Annotated in this window: 23 protein-coding genes; 15 read left to right on the top strand and 8 right to left on the bottom strand. The window is 71.2% G+C overall.

All coding sequences use genetic code 11. The features are described from left to right. The first annotated feature begins 139 nt into the window (after positions 1 to 139). Positions 140 to 2,668: a DNA gyrase/topoisomerase IV subunit A gene (locus tag ACWEQG_RS31385; protein WP_452290250.1), complete on the top strand. Its 2,529-nt coding sequence runs from the start codon at positions 140 to 142 to the stop codon at positions 2,666 to 2,668. A 44-nt stretch (positions 2,669 to 2,712) separates the two neighbouring features. On the opposite strand, the gene ACWEQG_RS31380 is transcribed toward ACWEQG_RS31385, so the two are convergent. Beyond that, complete coding sequence (locus tag ACWEQG_RS31380) at positions 2,713 to 3,669, bottom strand: GlxA family transcriptional regulator (RefSeq protein WP_452290248.1); 957 nt, start codon at positions 3,667 to 3,669, stop codon at positions 2,713 to 2,715. 170 nt (positions 3,670 to 3,839) lie between these two features. On the opposite strand from ACWEQG_RS31380, the gene ACWEQG_RS31375 reads away from it, so the two are divergent. From ACWEQG_RS31375 to ACWEQG_RS31365, 3 genes are read left to right on the top strand one after another with little or no spacing between them, the layout of a single operon-like run. Then, positions 3,840 to 4,025, top strand: coding sequence for a hypothetical protein (locus ACWEQG_RS31375; RefSeq protein WP_452290246.1), 186 nt, complete (start codon positions 3,840 to 3,842; stop codon positions 4,023 to 4,025). After that, complete coding sequence (locus ACWEQG_RS31370) at positions 4,022 to 4,570, top strand: hypothetical protein (protein ID WP_452290244.1); 549 nt, start codon at positions 4,022 to 4,024, stop codon at positions 4,568 to 4,570. The genes ACWEQG_RS31375 and ACWEQG_RS31370 overlap by 4 nt, the downstream gene beginning before the upstream one ends. Before the next feature lie 2 nt (positions 4,571 to 4,572). Next, positions 4,573 to 4,860 carry a hypothetical protein gene (locus tag ACWEQG_RS31365; protein ID WP_363465364.1) on the top strand — a complete coding sequence of 96 codons (288 nt, stop codon included), beginning with the start codon at positions 4,573 to 4,575 and terminating at the stop codon, positions 4,858 to 4,860. A 4-nt stretch (positions 4,861 to 4,864) separates the two neighbouring features. Here the strand turns inward: ACWEQG_RS31365 and ACWEQG_RS31360 are convergent, their stop codons facing one another. After that, positions 4,865 to 5,239 (bottom strand): VOC family protein, encoded by a 375-nt coding sequence (locus tag ACWEQG_RS31360; protein WP_452290242.1) that lies wholly within the window; start codon positions 5,237 to 5,239, stop codon positions 4,865 to 4,867. A 137-nt stretch (positions 5,240 to 5,376) separates the two neighbouring features. On the opposite strand from ACWEQG_RS31360, the gene ACWEQG_RS31355 reads away from it, so the two are divergent. From ACWEQG_RS31355 to ACWEQG_RS31325, 7 genes are all read left to right on the top strand, one after another. Continuing rightward, positions 5,377 to 5,877 (top strand): beta-class carbonic anhydrase, encoded by a 501-nt coding sequence (locus tag ACWEQG_RS31355; protein ID WP_363465369.1) that lies wholly within the window; start codon positions 5,377 to 5,379, stop codon positions 5,875 to 5,877. A gap of 195 nt (positions 5,878 to 6,072) precedes the next feature. Then, a complete protein-coding gene (locus ACWEQG_RS31350; RefSeq protein WP_452290240.1) occupies positions 6,073 to 7,080 on the top strand; it encodes an SPFH domain-containing protein in 1,008 nt (335 codons plus the stop codon). 15 nt (positions 7,081 to 7,095) lie between these two features. Further along, positions 7,096 to 7,416, top strand: coding sequence for a hypothetical protein (locus tag ACWEQG_RS31345; RefSeq protein WP_452290238.1), 321 nt, complete (start codon positions 7,096 to 7,098; stop codon positions 7,414 to 7,416). Positions 7,417 to 7,637: 221 nt separating this feature from the next. Then, positions 7,638 to 7,928, top strand: a complete 291-nt coding sequence (locus ACWEQG_RS31340) for a hypothetical protein (protein WP_452290236.1) — start codon at positions 7,638 to 7,640, stop codon at positions 7,926 to 7,928. Positions 7,929 to 8,155: 227 nt separating this feature from the next. Then, complete coding sequence (locus ACWEQG_RS31335; RefSeq protein WP_452290234.1) at positions 8,156 to 8,650, top strand: beta-class carbonic anhydrase; 495 nt, start codon at positions 8,156 to 8,158, stop codon at positions 8,648 to 8,650. A 62-nt stretch (positions 8,651 to 8,712) separates the two neighbouring features. Beyond that, positions 8,713 to 9,141, top strand: coding sequence for a DUF6210 family protein (locus tag ACWEQG_RS31330; RefSeq protein ID WP_452290232.1), 429 nt, complete (start codon positions 8,713 to 8,715; stop codon positions 9,139 to 9,141). A gap of 204 nt (positions 9,142 to 9,345) precedes the next feature. Beyond that, complete coding sequence (locus ACWEQG_RS31325; protein ID WP_452290230.1) at positions 9,346 to 9,642, top strand: hypothetical protein; 297 nt, start codon at positions 9,346 to 9,348, stop codon at positions 9,640 to 9,642. Positions 9,643 to 9,679: 37 nt separating this feature from the next. On the opposite strand, the gene ACWEQG_RS31320 is transcribed toward ACWEQG_RS31325, so the two are convergent. Further along, on the bottom strand, positions 9,680 to 11,752 hold the full coding sequence (locus ACWEQG_RS31320) for a DNA gyrase/topoisomerase IV subunit B (RefSeq protein WP_363465386.1): 2,073 nt from the start codon (positions 11,750 to 11,752) through the stop codon (positions 9,680 to 9,682). A gap of 247 nt (positions 11,753 to 11,999) precedes the next feature. On the opposite strand from ACWEQG_RS31320, the gene ACWEQG_RS31315 reads away from it, so the two are divergent. After that, positions 12,000 to 12,230, top strand: a complete 231-nt coding sequence (locus ACWEQG_RS31315; protein WP_142561501.1) for a DUF7455 domain-containing protein — start codon at positions 12,000 to 12,002, stop codon at positions 12,228 to 12,230. A gap of 221 nt (positions 12,231 to 12,451) precedes the next feature. Here ACWEQG_RS31315 and ACWEQG_RS31310 read toward each other — a convergent pair whose 3' ends face one another. Further along, a complete protein-coding gene (locus ACWEQG_RS31310) occupies positions 12,452 to 13,183 on the bottom strand; it encodes a GNAT family N-acetyltransferase (protein ID WP_452290228.1) in 732 nt (243 codons plus the stop codon). A gap of 127 nt (positions 13,184 to 13,310) precedes the next feature. On the opposite strand from ACWEQG_RS31310, the gene ACWEQG_RS31305 reads away from it, so the two are divergent. Then, positions 13,311 to 14,060: a YaaA family protein gene (locus ACWEQG_RS31305; RefSeq protein WP_452290226.1), complete on the top strand. Its 750-nt coding sequence runs from the start codon at positions 13,311 to 13,313 to the stop codon at positions 14,058 to 14,060. A gap of 1 nt (position 14,061) precedes the next feature. On the opposite strand, the gene ACWEQG_RS31300 is transcribed toward ACWEQG_RS31305, so the two are convergent. The 4 genes from ACWEQG_RS31300 to ACWEQG_RS31285 form a co-directional block, all read right to left on the bottom strand. Continuing rightward, positions 14,062 to 14,952: a hypothetical protein gene (locus ACWEQG_RS31300; RefSeq protein WP_452290224.1), complete on the bottom strand. Its 891-nt coding sequence runs from the start codon at positions 14,950 to 14,952 to the stop codon at positions 14,062 to 14,064. Positions 14,953 to 15,140: 188 nt separating this feature from the next. Further along, on the bottom strand, positions 15,141 to 16,829 hold the full coding sequence (locus ACWEQG_RS31295; protein ID WP_363465397.1) for an RNA polymerase sigma factor: 1,689 nt from the start codon (positions 16,827 to 16,829) through the stop codon (positions 15,141 to 15,143). A 219-nt stretch (positions 16,830 to 17,048) separates the two neighbouring features. Then, a complete protein-coding gene (locus tag ACWEQG_RS31290; protein ID WP_452290222.1) occupies positions 17,049 to 19,130 on the bottom strand; it encodes a SpoIIE family protein phosphatase in 2,082 nt (693 codons plus the stop codon). Between the two features lie 177 nt (positions 19,131 to 19,307). Then, positions 19,308 to 19,874, bottom strand: coding sequence for an HhH-GPD-type base excision DNA repair protein (locus tag ACWEQG_RS31285; protein ID WP_363465401.1), 567 nt, complete (start codon positions 19,872 to 19,874; stop codon positions 19,308 to 19,310). Positions 19,875 to 20,047: 173 nt separating this feature from the next. Between ACWEQG_RS31285 and ACWEQG_RS31280 the strand changes: the two genes are divergently transcribed. Together ACWEQG_RS31280 and ACWEQG_RS31275 are read left to right on the top strand one after the other, a co-directional pair. Next, positions 20,048 to 20,230: a hypothetical protein gene (locus ACWEQG_RS31280; RefSeq protein ID WP_452290220.1), complete on the top strand. Its 183-nt coding sequence runs from the start codon at positions 20,048 to 20,050 to the stop codon at positions 20,228 to 20,230. Between the two features lie 225 nt (positions 20,231 to 20,455). After that, positions 20,456 to 21,958, top strand: coding sequence for a hypothetical protein (locus ACWEQG_RS31275; protein ID WP_452290301.1), 1,503 nt, complete (start codon positions 20,456 to 20,458; stop codon positions 21,956 to 21,958). The last annotated feature ends 12 nt before the right edge of the window (positions 21,959 to 21,970 follow it).

The following is a 21,970-nucleotide window of genomic DNA, read 5'->3' as shown; positions in this document are numbered from 1 at the left end:
GGGCGCGGGCCCGGCGATATGGTGTGAGTCGCGAACAGGGTGAACTCTCGGCAGAATGTTCGAGACGCACCACCGACGTTGACCTTCCCCGGCTCCGACGGGCCGGGGCCCGGCTCCTCGACACGCAGGAAACCACGACATGGCCCGACGCACGACGACACCCCCGCCGGACGAGGACTTCGAGGAGCGGATCGTCGACATCGACGTCTCCGCGGAGATGCGGACGAGCTTCCTTGAGTACGCCTACTCGGTGATCTACCAGCGCGCGCTGCCCGACGCGCGCGACGGCCTCAAGCCCGTCCAGCGCCGCATCCTCTACTCCATGAGCGAGATGGGCCTGCGGCCCGACCGCGGACACGTCAAGTCCTCCCGCGTTGTCGGCGAGGTGATGGGCAAGCTCCACCCGCACGGCGACTCGGCCATCTACGACGCGCTCGTACGGCTCGCGCAGCCGTTCTCGATGCGCCTGCCGCTGGTGGACGGGCACGGCAACTTCGGATCTCCCGACGACCTGCCGGCCGCGATGCGGTACACCGAGGCCCGCCTCGCCCCGGCCGCCATGCTCATGGTGCAGTCGATCGACGAGGAAACCGTCGACTTCAAGCCCAACTACGACGGCCAGGAGACCGAGCCGTCGGTCATGCCGTCGGCGTTCCCCAACCTGCTGGTCAACGGCGCATCCGGCATCGCGGTCGGCATGGCCACCAACATGGCCCCGCACAACCTCGGCGAGGTCATCGCGGCGGCCCGCTACCTGATCAGGAAGCCGACCGCCACACTCGACGAGCTCATGCGCTTCGTCCCCGGCCCCGACCTGCCGACCGGTGGCACGATCATCGGCCTGGGCGGCGTCCGGGACGCGTACGAGACCGGCCGCGGCACCTTCAAGATGCGGGCCAAGGTCACGATCGAGCAGGTCACCCCGCGCCGCAAGGGCATCGTCGTCACCGAGCTGCCGTTCAACGTGGGCCCCGAGCGGGTGGTCACCAAGATCAAGGAGCTGGTGAACGTCAAGAAGCTCACCGGCATCGCCGACCTCAAGGACCTGACCGACCGGCACAAGGGCCTGCGCCTGGTCGTCGAGGTCAAGAACGGCTTCAACCCCGAGGCCGTGCTGGAGGAGCTCTACCGGCTGACGCCGATGGAGGAGACCTTCGGCATCAACAACGTCGCCCTCGTCGACGGCCAGCCGCGCACGCTCGGCCTGCGCGAGCTGCTGTCGGTCTACGTGGACCACCGGCTCGACGTCGTGCGCAGGCGCTCGGCGTACCGGCTGCGCAAGCGCGAGGAACGGCTTCACCTCGTCGACGGCCTCATCATCGCGCTGCTCAACATCGACCAGGTCATCCGGGTCATCCGGAACTCGGACGACACGGCGCAGGCCCGCGCGCGGCTCATGGAGACCTTCGAGCTGAGCGAGATCCAGGCCAACTACATCCTCGACACCCCGCTGCGCCGCCTGACCCGCTACGACAAGCTGGAGCTCGACCGGGAGAAGGAGCGGCTCCTGGCCGACATCGCCGAGCTGAACGAGATCCTCGGCTCGGAGGACCGGCTGCGCAAGGTCGTGTCGTCCGAGCTGGCCGAGGTGGCCAAGACGTACGGCACGCCGCGGCGCACGGTCCTGCTCGAGTCGTCGGAGGCCGCCAGGAGCGCCGTCGTGCCGCTGGAGGTGCCCGACGACCCCTGCCTGGTACTGCTGTCGTCCACCGGCCTGCTGGCCCGTACGACCGACGCCACGCCGATCTCCGGCGAGGGCGAGCGCACGGCGCACGACGTGCTCGTGTCGGTGGTCCGCTCGACCGTACGCGGCGAGGTGGGCGTGGTGACTTCCAAGGGCCGGTTGATCCGGGTCTCGGTGCTCGACCTGCCCGCGCTGCCGCCCTCGGCCAACCCGCCCACACTGGCGGGCGGGCACCCGGTGTCGGAGTACGTCTCGCTCGAACCGGACGAGAAGGTCGTCGGCCTGGGCTCGCTCGACCCGGACGGCCCGGGCCTCGCGCTCGGCACCAGCCAGGGCGTGGTCAAGCGGGTCGTGCCCGAATATCCCGTCAACCGCGACGAGTTCGAGGTGATCGGCCTGCGCGACGGCGACGTGGTGGTCGGCGCCGCCGAGCTGACCTCCGCCGACCACGACCTGGTCTTCATCACCAGCGACGCGCAGCTGCTGCGCTTCCCCGCCTCGGTCGTCCGGCCGCAGGGACGCCCGGCCGGCGGCATGGCCGGCGTGCGCCTCGACGGCGACGCGAAGGTGGTCTTCTTCGGCGTGGTCGATCCGGCCCGTGAGGCGCGTGTGGTGACGGTCGCCGGCTCCTCGACCGCCCTGCCCGGCACCCAGATGGGCGCGGGCAAGGTCTCCGACTACGCCGACTTCCCGCCGAAGGGCCGGGCGACCGGCGGCGTCCGCGCCCAGCGCTTCCTGAAGGGCGAGGACGTCCTGCTGCTCGCCTACGCCGGCCCGGCTCCGGTGAAGGCCGTCTCCTCGACCGGAAAGCCGGTGCCGCTGCCGGAGGAGCTGGGCCGCCGCGACGGCTCGGGTGTGCGCCTCGTGCACGCCATCGCCGCGATCGGCGGCGCGCTCGGCGCGGACGGCGACGACGAGGCCGCCGTGACCGAGGGCGGCATGGCCACCACCGGCGACACCGGAGGCGAAGAGCCGGTCTCGTAGCCGTCACGGAGTCCGCCCGCCGCGGGCGGCGGGCGGACTCCGGCTCAGGTGACGGCGGGGCCGCTCCGGAAGGACGAGCGGTACGCCTGCGGCGTCGTCCCCACGACCCGCTTGAACCGCTCCCTGAACGCGGTCGGCGACCCGAACCCGGCCTGGGCCGCGATGCGCTCGACGCCGTGGTCGGTGTTCTCCAGCAAGTACTGCGCCCGCCGCACCCGGGCCCGCAGCAACCACTGCAGCGGAGTGGTGCCGGTCTGCTGACGGAAGCGCCGGCTGAAGGTGCGCTCGCTCATCCCGCCCCTGGCCGCCATCTCCGCCAAGGTCAGGTCCCGGCCGAGGTTGTCCTCGATCCACGCCAGCACCGGCTCCAGCAGAGAGCCGCCGGGCACCGGCGGATGCTCGTGGACGATGAACTGTGCCTGGCCGCCCTCCCGTTCGAGCGGCATCACCGACAGGCGGGCGGCGTCGGCCGCGACGGCCGAGCCGTGGTCACGCCTGATCATGTGCAGGCACAGGTCGAGCCCGGCCGCCGCGCCCGCGGAGGTGAGCACCTGCCCGTTGTCGACGTACAGCACGTCCGGCCGCACGTCCACCGACGGGAACCGCCGGGCCAGCTCGGGCGCCGCCGCCCAGTGGGTGGTCGCCCGCAGGCCGTCCAGCAGCCCGGCCGCCGCGAGCGTGAACGCGCCCACACAGATCGAGGCGAGGCGGGTGCCCCGCGCGGCGGCCTCGCGCAGCGCATCCAGCGCCTCGGCGGGGGGCGGCCCGGCCCGCTCCGAGCAGCCGGGCACGATGACCGTGTCGGCCTGCGCCAGCGCGTCCACGCCGTACGGCACGCGCAGGGCGAACACCTCGGTCGCCACTTCGGGGGCCGGCCCGCACACCCGCACACGGTACGGCCTGCGGCCGTCCGGCAGCCGGGTGCGACCGAACACCTCGATGGGGGTCGCCAGGTCGAACGGCACGACATGGTCCAGCGCCAGGATCGCCACGGTGTGCACGATCGCACCATAGACGGAGTCCCGCCAGTGGGAGCACCTGTGCTCTCGTGTGGACGGCCTGATGGCACGTGTTGGCGGGAATCCGTTGGTCTTTGTCGTTCTCGCCACTGGGATCGACGACGGCCGCACTCCTACGGTTGGTGACCGCACACCGACGAGGAGAGATGCCGATGCAAGCACAGTTCGTGCTGTTCGACGGGTTCGACCCCCTGGACGTCCTCGCGCCGTACGAGGTCCTGACGGCGGCCGCGATGTTCGCCCGGGCCCCGCTGACCGCCACGCTCGTCACGGCGGAGGGAGCCCTGGAGGTGGCGAGCGGCACCCCCGGCCCGTCGATCGGAGTGCCCACCCGATGACCGCGTTCTTCCTGGCCGTCCACGTCCTCGCCGCGATCCTCGCGATCGGCCCGGTCGCCGTGGCGGCGAGCATGTTCCCCGCCGCAGCACGGCGTGCGGCGGCGGGGAACACAACTGAGCGGAACACAGCTGACCGGAACACAGCGGATCGGAAGACAGCGGATCGGAAGACAGCGGATCGCACCACACAGGCCGGCGGCCTGGCGGTGCTCAGCGTCCTGCACCGCGTCTGCCGCGTCTACGCCGTCGCGGGTCTGGCCGTGCCGGTCTTCGGGTTCGCAACGGCGAGCGCCCTCGGCGTGCTAGGCGACGCCTGGGTCATCGCGTCCGTCGCGCTCACCGGCGCCGCGGCCGCGATCCTGGCCCTGGCCGTCCTGCCCGGCCAGGACGCCGTCCTCGCCCGGCTCGCCGCCGGGGATCCCCCGGCCGCAGACGCCGGGGCCGGGGTGGCGAGACTCGCGATGCTGACCGGCGTCTTCAACCTGCTGTGGGCGGCCGTCACGGTGCTGATGATCGTCCGTCCCGGCTCGACCACGGGAGTCTGAGCATGTCGCGCCCTCGCACCGCCCTGCGTGCCGCCGCCGCCGTCGAGCTGGGATCCCTGGCCGTCCTCCTGGTCAACCTGGCCACCACGCACCTGCCGGCCGTGTCCTCGCTCGTCGGCCCGCTCCACGGCTGCGCGTACCTGTTCGTCGTCGTGGCCGCCGCCCGGGACGCGGGATGCGACCCGGCAGGCAAGGCGCTGGCCTGGCTGCCGGGGATCGGCGGCCTTCTCGTGCTGCGGCGCCTCACGGGCACGCCCCGGGGGAAGGCCGTCTCCGAGTCCCCGCTGTGAGGCGTCAGCCCGACGAGACGCACAGGCAGAACGGGTGTCCCGCGGGGTCGAGGTAGACGGTCCATCCCTGCCCTTCGCCGGGCTGGTGCTCATGCCTGACCGCGCCCAGGGCCAGCGCCTCCTTCTCCGCCCTGACCGAGTCGTCCACGACAAGGTCCAGGTGGAACTGCTGCGGGTGCCCGGAGTCCGGCCACGCGGGCGGCCTGTGGCCGGGCACCCGCTGGAAGGAGAGACGGCCCTGGTCGTCCCCGCCGAGGGTGACCCAGTCCTCCTCCTCGCTCGTGACCTTCCAGCCCAGCAGCCCGGAGTAGAAGGCGGCCAGGGCTTTGGGGTCCGGGCAGTCGAGCACCACCGAGTACATCCGTGCGACACCGCTCATGGGTGACCTCTCTTCCGATGGAGAAAAACACCAGTGAAAAGCCTATACCGGTGTCGCATCGTTGAGCCAGCCGCCGCGGTGGCGAAATCGCCACCCCGCAGGGAGCGACGAGAGGGGCATCGGGCAACATCTGTGACATGACCGCTGCCTTCGACGATCTGCTTGCCGCCAACGAGAAGTACGCGAGCACGTTCACCCACTCCGGACTCAGCGGCCGCGCCGCGCGCGGGCTCGCCGTAGTGACGTGCATGGACTCCCGCATCGACCCCCTCGGCCTGCTCGGCCTGACCGCCGGCGACGCGAAGATCCTGCGCAACGCCGGCGCCCGGGTGACCGACGACGTCCTGCGTACCCTCGTCCTCGCCGTCTACCTGCTCGGCGTCGACCGCGTGCTGGTGATGCCGCACACCGACTGCCGGATGTCCAAGTCGACCGACGAAGACGTGCACAACCTCATCGCCGCCGAGCACGGCGTCGACACCCGGAGCCTGGAGTTCCAGACGGTCCCCGACCAGCGGGCCGCGCTGCGGCACGACATCACCCGCATCAAGTCCAGCCCCTACCTGCCGCAGGACCTCGTCGTGGGCGGCGCGCTGTACGACGTGCACACGGGACGGCTCCAGCCCGTCGAGCTCTGATCCACGGTCCCGTACGGCGGGCTCCCCCCGGGCCTGCCGTACGGGACCGGGCGGGGACGTCCACGGGACCGGCGGCGCGCTTCGGCGGCGGGACGGAACCCGGCCGGGAGACTGCTACGTTCTTCTGCTGGATCGCGAAAACGCGCACCTCTCCCCCGGTCACACCACCGGTTCCGAGCCCCCACAGGAGCCCGCATGCCCCGCACCCCCTCCGCCGCCTCCGGCGGCACGTCGCGCCGGTCCTTCCGCGGCATCGCCATCCTGGTGATCCTCGCGCTCATCGTCGTCGGCGCGCCGGCCCTGATCGGCGCGTTCGGCGGGTTCGAGCGCACCAGCGGCGGAGAGGTGGCGGTCGTCCGCGACGGCGGGCCGCTCGACGACAACAAGGTCCGCCAGGTCATCGACCCCGGCTCCGGGGTCACCTGGATCGGCTGGTGGTCCCAGATACACCGCTATCCGGCGCAGCAGCGCTTCTACACGATCACCTCGAACTCCGGCGAAGGCGAGAAGTCCGGCGTCGACGTGGTCAACGTGCCGAGCAGCGACGGCGTCAACATGGGCATCGAGGGCACGCTGTACTTCGGGCTCAACCTCGACCACCAGACGCTGAAGTCGTTCGACGACAAGTTCGGCACGCGCAAGTTCCGCAGCACCAACGGCGGGACCTACTACCCCTGGGACGGCGACGAGGGCTGGTCCGCCTTCCTCGACCAGATCATCCGGCCGGTGATCGACAACGACCTGCGCACGCAGATCAACAACTTCCGCTGCGCCGAACTGGTCTCCTCCTGCGCGCTCGTGCAGAACAACAGCGCCGGTCAGCAGTCGGGCGTGCCGCAGCAGGGCAACAACGCGAACATCGCCAAGATTCAGAACGCGGTGAACACGAGCCTGGCCGAGGACCTCAAGTCGACCCTCGGCGCCGACTTCCTCACCGGCATCCACTTCAACCTCTCACGGGTGACCCTGCCCACCGAGGTGCAGGAGGCGGTCAACCAGGCGCAGGCCGCGTTCGCGAAGGTCACGGAGGCGCAGGCCAAGGTCGCCCAGGCACGCGCCGAGGCGGAGGCCAACAAGGCCCGGCAGGACGGCTACAACAAGTGCCCCACCTGTGCGGAGATCGAGAAGCTGAAGGCTCTGCCCCAGGGCATCACGGTGTACGCGCCGGGCAATACTGGAGGCGTCGCTCTGCCCACCAAGTAGGGAGCCGGGACCCCGATGCGCCTGCTCGCCCTTCCCATGACGCTCATCGTCATCGCGATACTCGTATATCTGCTCGTGACGCTCACTCGCGGCGGGAAACCGGCGTCCCGGCGGGAGGCCGCCGGCGCACCCCGCTGGGAGACCGACACGGTCATGGAGAACGGGTGGACCCTGATCGTCGTACGCAAGGTCGCCCTCGGCCCCGCCGGGCCGGTGGAGCTGGCCAGGCAGACGGTCAGGGCCATCAAGGACGACGACCCGAACTGGGACGAGCTCTACCGGGAGGCCATGGTGGAGGCCCGCAACCGGGTCAGCACGCTGGAGATCGAGTCCTGAGCCCAGCCGGAGGGCGGCGAAATCAGCCCTCTCGCTGAACGGCTCCCGCACCCGGGCGACGTCCTCGGCGGGGAGAGGCGGCACGGTCACACTGCTCTTCCGGCCGCGATCACACCCGGGAAACGGCCCGGTTGGCCGCTTCCGGACACCGCCCATCGGATCGGGCAGGGTCGGTTCGGGTAGAGATGCGTGCGTCCGACACCCCCCGGAAGGACGCCTCCATGAACGCTCTGGTCACGCGCGTGTCCGCGATCTGCGCCGCGGTCGCCCTCGCGAGCGCCGTCACCGCCGCACCCGCCGCGGCGCAGGACACCGCCGCCTACACCTGCACGTACGGCACCCGAATCCTCTTCCAGGAATGGCGGGGCTACGACATCCTCGCCCGGGAGTGCACGGGATCGGGCACCGGCGTCGCGGGGACGATCACTCTCGACACCGGGACCTACCACTGCCGCCGGGTGGTCCGCGTCACCGACACGGAACCCCTCTACATCGCCGGGTACGACTGCTGAGCTCACGACGGTGAGCCGGCGCCCGCCGGCACCGCTCAGGCGTCGATGTGATCGCGGCCCCCCTCGGCGGCGCCGCCGACGATGAACGCACGGCGCGGGCCCGCGCCGTCGCCCGCCGATGACCATCGGGCATCCTCGCTTCACCCACAGTCACAATACCTATTGACCTGGTAGGAATAATCGGCAACAGTGGGGCCAGCGATTCCAGCGATCCGAAAGGGCACCACATGAGCGTCACCGACGAGCTCCTCGCCAACGCCGAGCGATACGCCGCGGGTTTCGACAAGGGGCACCTGCCGCTGCCTCCGGCGCGTGGCGTGGCCATCGTCGCCTGCATGGACGCCCGGCTCAACGTGTACGGCCTGCTGGGCCTCACCGAGGGCGACGCGCACGTCATCCGCAACGCCGGCGGCGTGGTGACCGCGGACGAGCGGCGCAGCCTCGCCATCAGCCAGCGCCTGCTCGGCACCCGGGAGATCATCCTCATCCACCACACGGACTGCGGCATGCTGACCTTCACCGACGACGAGTTCCGCCGGGACATCGAGGCGGAGACCGGGATCAAGCCCGACTGGGCCGCCGAGGCCTTCCCCGACCTCGACGCGGACGTGATCCAGTCGCTCAACCGCGTCCAGGCCGACCCGTTCATCCCGCACAAGGACTCGGTGCGGGGCTTCGTCTACGAGGTCGAGACCGGGCGCCTCCGGGAGGTCAAGCCCTGAACCCGCGCACCGGCCGGTCTGAGTCGTTGATCCCGTGAGGGACGGTCCGGGAGACTGCCGCCATGAGGGCGCCACGCTTCGTCTTCCTCGATCCCGACGGCACGAGCGGCGGCCGCTGGCTGTACGTCGTCGTCGAGGCCGCGACCGGGGTCTTCTACCAGCAGCAGTACGGCGGCGCGGCCTGCCGCCAGGGGCACGTGGAAGGCTTCCTCGTCCCGGTGTACGACCTTGCCGCTCTCGACGCGCTTCGCGACCTGTTCGAGAAGGACTTTCGTCGCGCCGGCACCTGGAACCACCCGTGGCCGGACGACGAGCGGAACAGGCTACGCGACATCGTCGGATCCATCCCCTACTGGACGTGCGACGGGAACGCCGACAGGCGGCACGACCTGCGGCTGGACGAGAGCCGGATCCGCGAGGTGGACGAGGCGTGGGTTCCGGTGGCCACACCCGACGGCCCCGGAGTGCTCATGTGGCGCAACTCGGACTGAGGCCGCCGGAGGGCGGCGAACACGGCCCGCTCGGGGCACGACTGCGAACGCGCGGGAGGGGAGGTCGGATCATCGGCTGCCCAGAGACGGCTGAGGTCACCGGAAACTGGCCGCTTCCGGACACCGCCTGCGAGGTCGGGCCAGGGTAGTCCGGGTAGGGAGGCATGCGTCCGCACACCTCCTCCCCCGGGAAGGACGCCCCCAATGAACGCTTTGGTCACGCGCGTGTCCGTGATCTGCGCCGCGATCACCCTGGCGAGCGCCGTCACCGCCGCACCCGTCGCGGCCCAGGGCGCCGCCACCTACACCTGCACGAGCGGCAACCGGTACTTCTTATCCGACATCGTCGGTTACTTCATCATCGCCAACGGCTGCACGGGGCCGAGCACCACCGGCACCGTCGGCGGGGGGACGGTCGCCATCCCGTTCGGGATCTACGGCTGCCGGACGGTGAACTTCCATCCGGAGATCATGGACCTTCTCACCGCCCAGGGATGCTGAGCTCACGCCGGTGAGCCGGTGCCCGGCGGGGAACCGGTCAGGCGTCGATGTGGTCGCGGTCCACCTCGGCGGCGCTGCCGATGATGAACTCGCGGCGCGGGCCGACGTCGCTGCCCATGAGGAGGCTGAAAATGTGCTCGGCATCCTCCACGTCCTCGATCTTGACGCGGCGCAGGACGCGGTGGCGGGGGTCCATGGTCGTCTCGGCGAGCTGGTCGGCGTCCATCTCGCCGAGGCCCTTGTAGCGCTGCACGGGGTCCTTCCAGCGCTTGCCGCGCCGCTCCAGGTCGCGCAGGACCTTGTGCAGCTCGGCGTCGCTGTAGGTGTAGATGTACTTGTCCTGGCCGCGCCCGGGGTTGGTGACCTCGATACGGTGCAGCGGCGGCACCGCGGCGAACACCCGCCCGGCCTCGACCATCGGCTTCATGTAGCGGTGGAAGAGCGTGAGCAACAGGCAGCGGATGTGCGCGCCGTCCACATCCGCGTCGGCCATTAAGATGATCTTGCCGTAGCGGGCCGACTCGATGTCGAACGAACGGCCGGACCCCGCGCCCACCACCTGGATGATCGCCGCGCACTCGGCGTTCTTGAGCATGTCGGCGACCGACGCCTTCTGCACGTTCAGGATCTTGCCCCGGATCGGCAGCAGCGCCTGGAACTCCGAGTCGCGGGCGAGCTTGGCCGTGCCCAGCGCGGAGTCGCCCTCGACGATGAACAGCTCACTGCGGTCGACGTCGTCGCTGCGGCAGTCGACCAACTTGGCGGGCAGCGCCGAGTTCTCCAGGGCGGACTTGCGCCGCTGGTTGTCGCGGTGCACGCGGGCGGCGATACGCGCCTTGGCGGCGGCGACGATCTTCTCGAGCACGGCGCGCAGCTGCTGCTTCTGCCCCCGCTTGGGGCTGGCGAACAGCGCCTTGAGCTCCCGAGTGACCACGTGGGCGACGATGCGGCTGGCCGCGGAGGTGCCGAGCACCTCCTTGGTCTGGCCCTCGAACTGCGGCTCGGGCACCCGCACGGTGACCACCGCGGTCAGCCCTTCGAGGATGTCCTCCTTGGTCACCGGCTCGTCGCCGTTCTTCAGCAGCCGGGTCTCCCTCAGCTGCTCGTTGATCGTGCGGACCAGCGCCCGCTCGAACCCGGCGACGTGCGTGCCGCCCTTCGGCGTGGCGATCACGTTCACGAAGGAGCGTACGGTCGTCTCGTAGCCCTTCCCCCAACGGACCGCGACGTCGACGGTGAGCTCCCGCTCGATCTCCGTCGGCGTCATGTGGCCCTGCTCGTCGAGCACGGGGACCGTCTCGTGGAAGTGGCCCTCGCCCTGCAGCCGCAGCACGTCACACACGGCCTCGTCACGGGACAGGAACTCGGTGAACTCGCCGATGCCGCCGTCGAAGCGGAACGACTCCTCGACCGGCTCCTCGCCGCGGGCGTCGCGCACCACGAGCGTGAGCCCCGGCACCAGGAAGGCCGTCTGGCGCAGCCGCACGTGGATCTCGTCGAGCGAGACCTCCGCCTCGGGCAGGAAGATCTGCCGGTCGGCCCAGAAACGCACGCGGGTGCCGGTGACGTTGCGCGGGGCCGGGCCGCCGTCGCGCAGGCCGGACTTCTTGCGGAACTTGGCGGACGGGCCGTCGCCGTCGAACACGCCGGGCACGCCCCGGCGGAAGCTGATCTGGTGGACCTTGCCGTCGCGGTCGACCTCCACGTCCACCCGGGAGGACAGCGCGTTGACCACCGAGGCGCCGACGCCGTGCAGGCCGCCCGAGGCGCCGTAGGAGCCGCCGCCGAACTTGCCGCCCGCGTGGAGCTTGGTGTAGACGAGCTCCACGCCGGCCAGGCCGGTCTTGGGCTCGACGTCGACGGGGATGCCGCGCCCGTTGTCGTGGACCTCGACCGAGCCGTCCGGATGCAGCTCGACCTCGATGCGGGTGCAGTAGCCGCCCAGCGCCTCGTCGACCGCGTTGTCCACGATCTCCCAGAGGCAGTGCATGAGGCCGCGCGTGTCCGTGGAGCCGATGTACATCCCCGGGCGCTTGCGGACGGCCTCCAGGCCTTCCAGCACAGAGAGATGACGGGCGGTGTACCCCGTCTCCGCGCGAACCGCAGTCACACCCAACTCCCACTTATCAATCGAACACGCGTACGCAGCTTAACGCCACTCATGTTTGTACGCGTACAAGCTTGCCAGGCGCAGCACGATGACCGGCACTTTCACTGTGATCCCGGTCACTTTCCGGATCATTCTGCTCTGGGCGTAGTCGGAGCATGATTGGGAAGCCCCTCATCCGGTTAGATGTTGTCCCAAGTGACTGACGCCAACGTCCCCACGAAATGTGGGGCGACCCGAAAGGCGATACGTGACTGGAGCTCTCGCCCCCATCAAGCCGCTGACGGCCCTGGACCGGTGCGACCGGTGCGGTGCTCAGGCCTACATCCGCGCGACCCTGCCCGTGGGTGGGGAGTTGCTGTTCTGCGCCCACCACGGGCGTCAGCACGTGACTGTGCTGCGCGACAAAGGTGCTGAGATCCAGGACGAGTCGGCCCGACTCAGTGAATCCCCCGCGACCGCCCCTGACGGCGAGCGCTGACCCATAGACGGCGTGCCGGAGCGTCACGACGATGTCCGCTCCGCACGCCGTCGCCATATGACCACCGGCCCGGGCCGGACACCCGCCGTTCCCCGCTTCCCCCGGGGCCCCGGCGGATGCCGTCCCGGGCGTGACCCGCGGCCGTCGGCGTACCGGCGGCCGCCGTACGGGTGCCGTGTCCGGCCCGAGCCGGCGCATGGCGTCCCCTGCCGCGGCGCCCGTCAAGGCCGCACGCGGTAGTGATAGCGGCCGGCGACGGCGAAGCCCTCCCGCTCGTAGAGCGCGCGGGCCGCCGCGTTGGCCTCCGTCACCACCAGGTAGGCGCCGTCCGCACCGTGCTCCGCGCCCCAGGCGAGCAGGGTGCGCAGCACCGCCGCGCCCAGCCCACGCCGCCTGACGCGCGGCTCGACGGCCATGCAGTAGACACCGAGCCACCGGCCCTGCGGCACGCCCCTTCCCACGGCGCCCTCGCCGAGGAGGACGTATCCGGCGGGCACTCCGCCGAGGATGCGCGCACCCCACGCCCGCGCGGGGATTCCCCCGTCGTCGCGATGCCGCCCGCCGTCCACGCTCCACCACGTGCGCAGCCACCGTTCCGACGGCACGTCCTCCACCACCGCCCCCGGGGCACGGTCACCGGGGGTCAGCGGCCTGGTCATCACCAAAGTGGGGTCCACGAGCCGATAGCCCCGGCGGCTCAGTTCTTCGTCGAGCCCCGGCGTCGCGCCCATGCCGACCGAGAACACGCAGGGCTGCCCGAGGCCCTCATAGAACAGCTCGGCCCGGTCGACCGCCTCCGGCAGGTCCGCGCGCTCCCCCAGCGCGAGCACCGAGTTGGCCCGCTTCGTCACGCCGCCGGCGTGCCGGTAGACCCAGCCGCCGTCCTCGGCCCGCCCCGGCGCCGGCCAGGCCTCGTCCACCAGCAGGTCGAACTGTGCGCTCTCCTCATTCACCCGCCGCAGCCTAACCGGCCGTCACTGCCCGGATCTCCACCCCCGGCACCCGCGCCGCCGCCGGGTCACGTCGTCACCGATCCGGCGGACGCCTGACCGGCCCGAGGGCCGGATAAGCTGCGGAACCGTGCTCATCCTGCTTCCGCCCTCGGAGGGGAAGGCCGAGCGGGGGACCTCCACCGTCCGGCGGCTCAGCTTCCCCGAACTCGCCTCCCCGCGCGAGAAGGTCCTCGACGCCCTCGTCTCGCTCTGCCACACCCCCGAGGCGCGCGACGTGCTCGGTCTGTCCGAGGGGCAGGCCGGCGAGATCGAGCGCAACCTGGCGTTGCCCACGGCGCGCACGCTGCCCGTCGCCGCCCTCTACACGGGTGTGCTGTACGACAACCTCGCCCTGGCCACCCTCGCCCCCGAGGCCCGGCGGCGGGCGGACCGGAGGATCGTGGTGTTCTCGGCGCTGTGGGGCCTGCTGCGCCCGTCCGACCGCGTGCCGCCCTACCGGCTGTCCATGGGCGTACGGCTGCCGCCGATGGGCGGCCTGGCCGCGTTCTGGCGGCCGTCGATCAGCGCCGTGCTCGACGCGACGAAGGGGCTCGTGGTGGACATGCGCTCCGCGACGTACGCCGCCGCCTGGCAGCCCGGCGAACGCGGCGTGGCCGTACGGGTGTTGAGGGAGGCGGCGGGGAAGCGGACCGTCGTCAGCCACATGGCCAAGGCCACCAGGGGCGTGGTGGCCCGATCGCTCGTCGAGACCCCCGACCGGCCCCGCACGGCCGGCGACCTCGCCGACCTGCTGACCGGCCTGGGGCACCGGGTGGAACTGGCCGCGTCCGCCGGCCGGGGACGGCCGCGGACCCTCGACGTGATCGTGAACGAGTGAGTCAAATGTTGAGCCGGGCGCAGGCCCGGCGGTACTGCTGCCCGGGGTCGCCGAGATGTGACCAGGGCAGCCGGCTGAACCGGCCGCCCGTTCTGGCGAGGTGGCCACGCGCCGGACGCCGCAGCTCCGACAGGTAGAACGCGGCGCCGAAGACGTTGTGCGCCTCGACCGCCCGCGGATGCGCGCCGCCGAGACGCCGCTCCGACCAGTGGGCGGAGGCCGAGACGATCTCGCGCTGCGCCTCGAAGGAGAACCAGCCGCCCCGCGACATGGGGGTGCGCCCGGCGGCGACGATCTCGAAGTGGGCCAGCGGCACGAGCGCGGGCAGCGGGCTGCCCTCCGGGGCGTGCGCGGCGGCCGAGCGGGCGAAAGCGAGCATCTCCTGGGCGGCTCCGCCCCAGCCGGGGGACAGTGTGATCAATCGGGCGACCGCCCCCGAGTACAGCGTCGGCCAGCGGCGGGAGCATTCGTACCAGACCGCGTCCTTGTCGCCGCGTGGCCGGTCCAGTCCGACGGCCAGCCACATCAGGCCCTCCCACGGCACCGGGTCGCCCGGCGCGAGCGCCGCCGCCGTCAGCAGCGGCTGCCTGGCCTGTTCCATCGCCGACTGATAGGCGTGCAGCCGGTCCGCCTGCACCGCTCTGGCCCGTACGTCGGGCCGCAGTTCCCAGGCCTCCTCCAGCCGGGCTCGGCCGAGCCACAGCCAGAGGTCCGGATTGCCCTGGTTATAGGCGAGCAGCGCCTCTATCGACCGGCTCGCCCCGATGACGGTCCGCGACAGCGCCTCCACCCGAAGCGACCGCGTCTCCGGGTCGCCCCTGCTGTCCGCCAGGACGGCCGCGGCCGGTGCGAGGTCGCCCCGGCAGGCGGCCTCGACCGCCTCGTCGAGCATTGCATCCGCCCACGGGCGGTCCGGGATCACTCGTGGCCCCCGAGCACGCGCCCGATCCACTTCGATCACTCCCATGAGGCGCGAGCCTAGGAGCGTCGACGTGCCCGGGGCGCTACCACGAGGTTACGGGGCTGTAAACGTCATCGCCCCTCGGCCGTACACGGCCGGGGGGACGATGGACTCGTGCGTCAGTCCAGGTAGTCGCGCAGCACCTGGGAACGGGAAGGGTGGCGCAGCTTCGACATGGTCTTGGACTCGATCTGGCGGATCCGCTCACGGGTCACGCCGTAGACCTTCCCGATCTCGTCGAGGGTCTTCGGCTGCCCGTCGGTGAGACCGAACCGCATCGACACCACGCCCGCCTCCCGCTCCGACAGCGTGTCGAGAACGGAGTGCAGCTGCTCCTGCAGCAGCGTGAAGCTGACGGCGTCGGCCGGGACGATGGCCTCGGAGTCCTCGATGAGGTCGCCGAACTCGCTGTCGCCCTCCTCGCCCAGCGGAGTGTGCAGGGAGATCGGCTCGCGGCCGTACTTCTGCACCTCGATGACCTTCTCGGGCGTCATGTCGAGCTCGCGGGCCAGCTCCTCCGGCGTGGGCTCGCGGCCGAGGTCCTGCAGCATCTGCCGCTGGACCCGGGCCAGCTTGTTGATCACCTCGACCATGTGGACCGGGATGCGGATGGTCCGCGCCTGGTCGGCCATGGCCCGGGTGATCGCCTGCCGGATCCACCACGTGGCGTACGTGGAGAACTTGTAGCCCTTGGTGTAGTCGAACTTCTCGACGGCGCGGATCAGGCCCAGGTTGCCCTCCTGGATCAGGTCCAGGAACAGCATGCCGCGGCCGGTGTAGCGCTTGGCCAGCGAGACCACGAGGCGGAGGTTGGCCTCCAGCAGGTGGTTCTTGGCACGGTGGCCGTCCTCGGCGATCCACTCCAGCTCGGCGCGGACGTCGACGGGCAGGTTGTCGGCCTCCTGGGCGAGCTGCTCCTCGGCGAACAGGCCGGCCTCGATCCGCTTGGCGAGCTCGACCTCCTGCTCGGCGTTGAGGAGCGGCACCTTGCCGATCTGCTTGAGGTAGTCCTTCACCGGGTCGGCGGTGGCGCCGGCCGCCGCGACCTGGGCGACGGGCGCGTCGTCATCGTCGTCGGTGAGGATCAGCACCTCGTCCTCGGACTGGACGAGCGCCTCGGCCTTGGGCTCCTCGCCCTCGGCCTCCCCCTCGGGTTCGGCGTCGGACTCCTCGGTCTCCGCCTCGGCGTCGATCTCGACGTCCTCGACCTCGATGTCGAAGTCCTCGATGTCGACGTCACCTTCGAGGTCGATGTCCTCGTCGTCCTCGGCGATGTCGGCCGACTTCGGCTTGGGGTCGGCCTTCGGCGCCTTGCCCTCGGGCCCCGTGGCGGGGGCCTCCGGCTTGGCGGGCGCGGCCTTCTTCGGCGGAGCGGGCTTCGCCGGAGCCTTGGCGGCAGCCGGCTTGGCGGCGGGCGCGGGCTTGGCCGGGGCGGGCCTCTTCGCCGCCGGCTTGGCGGCCGGCGCGGAGTCGGTGACCACGGCGGTCACGGTCTCCGGCTGCGATTCCTTGGCCGCGGCGGATTTGGTGGTCTTCTTGACGGGCGCGGTGGTGCGGCGCTTGGCTTGACCTCGAGAACGCTTGGGAGCCGCGGAGTCGGCGGCCGTCACCACGACGGTCACACCCTCCTTGCTGAGGCTGCGCAGGAATCCAGCGGCTTGCGACATCGGGATGTCCGCTTCCTCGAAGGCCTTGCGGACATCCTCGGACTCGAGGAAACCCTGCGAGCGCCCACGCTCGAGGAGCTGCTGAATCACTGGCTCGTTCAGCTCCGACGGCTTCGAGCGAGTCGAACTTGCAGGCGACACGAACACCTCTCGAACGAACGCATGGCGAGAATGGACCCAGGTGCTTCTTCTTTTCCGGTGGTGAGGTCGCGCAGACCGCGACATGCCATTGTGGCACGCCACGGAACGTGATACGGCCGCGTCCCGCCGGGTTGCTCCTCCACCCTAGGCCGACCGAGACACTAGTGCGTACGGAAGGAGGTCACTGATACCCGAAAGCAACCGTTATGACTGTTTCATTCAGTCACTCTTCGTGGCCGGTGGGACGTGGACCGCGAGTACCGTTACGTCATCGTCTTGTTCATACCCGGACAGCATGTGGTCCACCAGGAAATCGAGCAGCATATTCGGGCTGCTCAGGACCTCCGGGGGCGCTTCGGCCACTACGGACGAAAGCTCCCTGAGTCCGGCGTCCAGCCCGCGCTTGCGGTTCTCCACCAAACCATCCGAGTACAGGACGGCGGTGTGACCCGGCGGCACGCAGAACCTGAACTGCTTGCGGCTCGTGGCCCAGCCGAGCGGAGTGCCCGGCTCGGTCTCGTGCAGCAGCCCGACGCCCTGCGGCGAGACCAGCAGCGGCGGCGGATGACCGGCCAGGGCCAGCGTGCCCTCGCCGGTCCCCGGCTCGACGACCATGTACGCCAGGGTGGTGACCTGCTCCTCCTCCTCGGTCGCCTCGAAGACGCGGTCGAGCCCGGTCAGCACCGCCGCCGGGGGCGGGTTCGTCAGCGCGAGCGCCCGCATGGCGTTGCGGATCCGGCCCATGCCCGCGGCGGCCTTGACGCCCTTGCCCATGACGTCGCCGACCACCGCCGCCACCCGGCCGTCCTGCAGGACGAACGCGTCGTACCAGTCGCCGCCCACCTGCACGTGGCGTGAGCCGGAGCGGAAGCGGTAGGCGAGCGTCATCCCCCGCACCACCGGCAGGCGCTCGGGCAGCAGGCTGCGCTGCAGGGTCTCGGCCGTCTTGTGCTCGCGCTCGAACAGCGTGGCCCGCTCGACCGCCAGGGCGCACTGCCCGGCCAGCGCCTCCAGGAAGACGCCGTCCTCCTGCGAGATCTTCTGGGTCCGGGTGAACGAGAACCGCAGCGCGCCGAGCGCCCGCCCGGCCGCGAGCAGCGGCAGGCCCACCCAGGCCCGCTCGTCCGTCTGCGCCAGGAAGCCGGAGATCCGCCCCTCGTCGGCGCCGGCGTCGACGAGCTGGGCGCGCAGGCTGTCGGGCGACTCGGCGAAGACCGGGCGGCGGCTGTTGACCGCCATCGTCATCACATTGGGCTGCGCGAGGTCGATGTCCTCGCCCGGGGCGTCCGGGGTGCCGCCGCTGTTGATCACCTTCAGCGTGGCCCGGTCCGGGTCGAGCAGGGCGACCGACGAGTGGTCGGCGGCGAGGGCCGTACGGCCGACGTCGATGATCACCTGCACCACCTGCTCGACGGTGAGCGCCTCGGCGAGCTGGGCGGTCGCGCCCTGGAGCCGGGCGGTGCGCAGCGCGGCGGCGCCGAGCTGGTCGGTGAGGCGGCCGCGCATCTCCTCGGCCTCGCGCTGCGGGGTGACGTCGGTGTTGGCCCCGACCCACTCCACCACGCGGCCGTGCCTGACGATCGGCACGGCCCGGACCTCGAAGTGCCGGTAGCCGCTGGCCCGGGTGCGCACCCGGTAGCTCCACTCGAACATCGTGCGGCCGCGCAGCGCCTCGCGCCACGCCTCCTCGGTGCCGGGACGGTCGTCGGGGTGCACCGCGTCCAGCCAGCCGTGCGCGAGGTACTCCTCCAGGCCCTGGCCGGTGATGGCCCGCCACTGGGGCGCGTCCTCGGCCACGGAGCCGCTGGGCGAGCTGATCCACACCAGCTGCTGCTGCGACTCCACCAGCGAGCGGTAGCGCTCCTCGCTGCGCTCCAGCACCTCCTCGTTCGACTGCCGCTCGGTCACGTCGACCCCGAAGAGCGCGGTCCCGATGACGCCGTCGTCGCCGTGCAGCGGGAAGAACGACACCGTCCAGTGGCGGCTGTCGCCGTTCTCCGCGCGGGTCCTGATCCGCTGGTCGGTGATCGGCAGCGCCTCGTCGGCGATCCGGCGCAGCGCCGCCTCGATCAGGGTGGTCAGGTCGGCCGGCAGCAGCTCGGCCGGTTGGCGGTCAAGATGCAGCTCGACAGGATGGCCGGTCAGCTCGGTAAAGGTGGAGTTGACCCGGACAAAACGCCCATCCGGATCGAAAAACGCGAAGGCAAACGGCGCCTCCGACATCAGGCCTCTGAAGAGGTCGGAGTCTGATATGTCCAAACCGGGCTCCCGGGGCCGGGGCACGGAGGTTTCGGCGCTCATGGTCGGCACCTCCGTCGCGTGCCAGCGTCTCCCACGAGGCACATCTCCATAACTGTGATTGGTAGCGCAGATCTGCCCTACATCATGGGCGATCCGCATACGCGGACGGAAGCCCCGCCCGCCATGCGGTCAACGCATCCTGTCAAAAGACCGGCGCCTCGCGCAGGAAGATCGGGCCTACTTCTTGGCCGCCCGCTTGGCTTCCTGCTTGGTCGCGCGGACCAGTTGCAGGCTCTCGGCGTCCACGACGTCGGCCACCGACCGGTGCACCCCCTCCTCGCCGTACGGCCCGGCCGCCTCACGCCAGCCGTCCGGGCGCACGCCGCACTGTTTGCCCAGCAGGGCCAGGAAGATCTGGGCCTTCTGCCGGCCGAATCCGGGGAGGGCCAGCAGCCGGCGCAGCAGTTCGGCACCGTCGCGGACATCCTCCCATACCTTCTCGGCCGAGCCATCGTAGTGCTCGACGAGATATGTCGCGAGCGCCTGGACGCGGGCCGCCATCGCCTTCGGATACCGATGGACGGCGGGCGCCGCCGCGAACAGTGCCGCGAACTGGTCAGGATCATAGGAGGCGATTTCACGCGCGTCCAGGTCGCGGCCGAGCCGGTCGGCGATCGCCCGTGGCCCCGCGAAGGCCCGCTCCAGCGGCACCTGTTGGTCGAGCAGCATGCCGACGAGCAGTGCGAGGGGGCTGCGGCCGAGCAGCTCGTCGGCCTCGGGATCCTGGGCGAGCCGGATGCGCATGGGTCAAGCTTCCCACGCGGTGGCCCGCCAAGGCTTGACACCGCTCGGGAAAGAGGTGGAATAAGGGGCGGCAGGTCCCCATTCAGCGAGGAATGCAGTCCATGCCCGTACTCGCAACACGAATCAGTGGCGGCCCAACACCGGAGCCGGGTCTCCGTGAACCGGCGGAGCTGGTGACCGATCGTCTGGCCGCGGAATTCCTGACCATCCCCCTGTCCGCCGTCGCCCGCTGCGTCGCCGACGCCTGGGCGTGCGGGAAACACCTGGGGCTCGACGTCACACCGGAGATCGTCGAGCGGGTCGCCCGGGAACGCCTCCTGGGTCTCGTGAACTCGGCGCCGCCTTCCCGGAGGTGAGGCGGCGCACGACGCTCACGCGGCCGTCGCCCCGCCCTGCCGGCGTAGCCTGGGAAAGGCTGGAGCGGCAGATAACGGGGAAGTCACCGGGCCGTGTTCCTGATGCCCTTCGCGGCGGGAATGCGAGAAGGTGGTGACCGTGAGCGAGCGGAGCGAGATCTCGTGAGTCGCCGGCGCCGACGTGACCCCCGGGAGACCCGGCCGCCGGACGACGTCTTCGCGGAGATGCTGCTGGCGGCCAGGGAGCTGCTCGCCGTGCGCAGCCCGCTCGACGCGGAGCTCATGGTCTCCGACATGCTCGGCGCCTGGTGGGGCAGGCGGCTGCGCGGCGGCGACGTCGAGCAGATTCTCGGCGAGGGCCTGGTGGACTACGCCGCCAAGGCCGGCACTCCGGCCGCGCTCACCCTGCTCGTCTCCGTCGCCTACCTCGGCACCGCCCGCCAGGCGGCCAAGGCGGAGGGCGCGGCGCTCGCGCTGATGGAGTCCGACGTCGCCCGGCCCCGCTGGGCGGACCGCGTCGGCGCCGTCAAGCCCACCGGCTGCTACGTCTCCAGGGACGTGTACGGCGACCAGGACACCGTGGTGTGCACGTTCGCCTACAACGGCGAGGACCGGCACGCGCTGGTCGTGGTCGTCGACTACAACATGGGCGGGATGGCCCGCGACGCGTGGGTGTCGTCCCAGGTCGACAAGCTGCTGGAGCAGGCCAGGCTGGAGGCGGCGGGCAACGCGCTGCTGCGGTTCGAGGAGCTGGAGCCGCAGCAGGCGCGGGCGCTGCTGGAGTTCGCCATGAAGGCCACCGGCGCCGCCGCGCACGGCCGTGGCGGCCCGAAGCTCGTGAGCGACAGCTACAGCGCCTACCACGCCTTCGCGCGGGCGCGGATCAAGGCGCTGCCGCCCGGGCGGATGCGGCCCGCCCCCGCCCACACGGAGGCGCCCTACAGCCGCGACCGCCGCGCGATGCTGGCGGCCGAGTTCCTCGCCTCGGACGCGGCGGAGAACCTGTCGGACCCCTCGGCCGCCTCCCGGTGCGCCGACCACATCATCGACTACGGCTGCGACCAGGATTTCGGCCGGCCGATGCGGGTGAGCCCGACCAAGTGCGAGACGTTCCTGCTCGACTGGCTGCCGCGCAAGGTCCTGCTCACCCCGGCGGAGCAGGACGCTATGCCGCACGTGCTGTCGGCGTGGGTGCGTTTCGCCGGCCCCCGGATCGGGCTGCCCGAGGAGGGCGTGCGGGCCACGCTGGACGCGGTCTGGGAGGCGACCGCCCGGTTCACCGAGGCCTACCGCGACCCGGCCACCTTCGGACTGGACCGCTCTCTCGTGGAACGGCTGCTGCCGGACGGCGACCTGTCCGCGCTGGCCCGGCGCGCCTTCGCGTTCCCCTTATTGCAGGGCATGCGCGGGTCGACCAACCTCGACCTGCTGAACCCGGCGGACGAGGCCGACCGGCGCATCCTGCTGGAGATCGACCACGCCGGCGAGCTGGGCCGTACGGACCTGGAGGAGCACCTCGCCTGGCACGAGGAGATCGCGGGGCGGCTGTGGGTCGGCGACCCGCCGCAGCTGTGGGAGGCCGCCCAGCGCCTGATCGACCTGGGGCACGACCGGCACGACGTGCTACACGTCCTCATCGAGATCGCCGAGCGGATCGGCGACCACCCGGACGAGCTGGCCGCCGCCCTGGACGACATCGCCGACATCCCCGACGAACCTCCCGCCTGACGCGCCTGCGGC

The organism is Microbispora sp. NPDC004025 (assembly GCF_053604425.1).
The sequence above is the reverse complement of the archived record's forward strand: the minus strand, read 5'-3'. Positions and strand labels throughout refer to the sequence as shown.

Coding starts and splice junctions, on each gene's coding strand:
- ACWEQG_RS31385 (WP_452290250.1), top strand. CDS start 140: ATGGCCCGACGCACGACGACACCCCCGCCGGACGAGGACTTCGAGGAG.
- ACWEQG_RS31375 (WP_452290246.1), top strand. CDS start 3,840: ATGCAAGCACAGTTCGTGCTGTTCGACGGGTTCGACCCCCTGGACGTC.
- ACWEQG_RS31370 (WP_452290244.1), top strand. CDS start 4,022: ATGACCGCGTTCTTCCTGGCCGTCCACGTCCTCGCCGCGATCCTCGCG.
- ACWEQG_RS31365 (WP_363465364.1), top strand. CDS start 4,573: ATGTCGCGCCCTCGCACCGCCCTGCGTGCCGCCGCCGCCGTCGAGCTG.
- ACWEQG_RS31360 (WP_452290242.1), bottom strand. CDS start 5,239: ATGAGCGGTGTCGCACGGATGTACTCGGTGGTGCTCGACTGCCCGGAC.
- ACWEQG_RS31355 (WP_363465369.1), top strand. CDS start 5,377: ATGACCGCTGCCTTCGACGATCTGCTTGCCGCCAACGAGAAGTACGCG.
- ACWEQG_RS31350 (WP_452290240.1), top strand. CDS start 6,073: ATGCCCCGCACCCCCTCCGCCGCCTCCGGCGGCACGTCGCGCCGGTCC.
- ACWEQG_RS31345 (WP_452290238.1), top strand. CDS start 7,096: ATGCGCCTGCTCGCCCTTCCCATGACGCTCATCGTCATCGCGATACTC.
- ACWEQG_RS31340 (WP_452290236.1), top strand. CDS start 7,638: ATGAACGCTCTGGTCACGCGCGTGTCCGCGATCTGCGCCGCGGTCGCC.
- ACWEQG_RS31335 (WP_452290234.1), top strand. CDS start 8,156: ATGAGCGTCACCGACGAGCTCCTCGCCAACGCCGAGCGATACGCCGCG.
- ACWEQG_RS31330 (WP_452290232.1), top strand. CDS start 8,713: ATGAGGGCGCCACGCTTCGTCTTCCTCGATCCCGACGGCACGAGCGGC.
- ACWEQG_RS31325 (WP_452290230.1), top strand. CDS start 9,346: ATGAACGCTTTGGTCACGCGCGTGTCCGTGATCTGCGCCGCGATCACC.
- ACWEQG_RS31300 (WP_452290224.1), bottom strand. CDS start 14,952: ATGCTCGACGAGGCGGTCGAGGCCGCCTGCCGGGGCGACCTCGCACCG.
- ACWEQG_RS31290 (WP_452290222.1), bottom strand. CDS start 19,130: ATGAGCGCCGAAACCTCCGTGCCCCGGCCCCGGGAGCCCGGTTTGGAC.
- ACWEQG_RS31285 (WP_363465401.1), bottom strand. CDS start 19,874: ATGCGCATCCGGCTCGCCCAGGATCCCGAGGCCGACGAGCTGCTCGGC.
- ACWEQG_RS31275 (WP_452290301.1), top strand. CDS start 20,456: ATGCTGCTGGCGGCCAGGGAGCTGCTCGCCGTGCGCAGCCCGCTCGAC.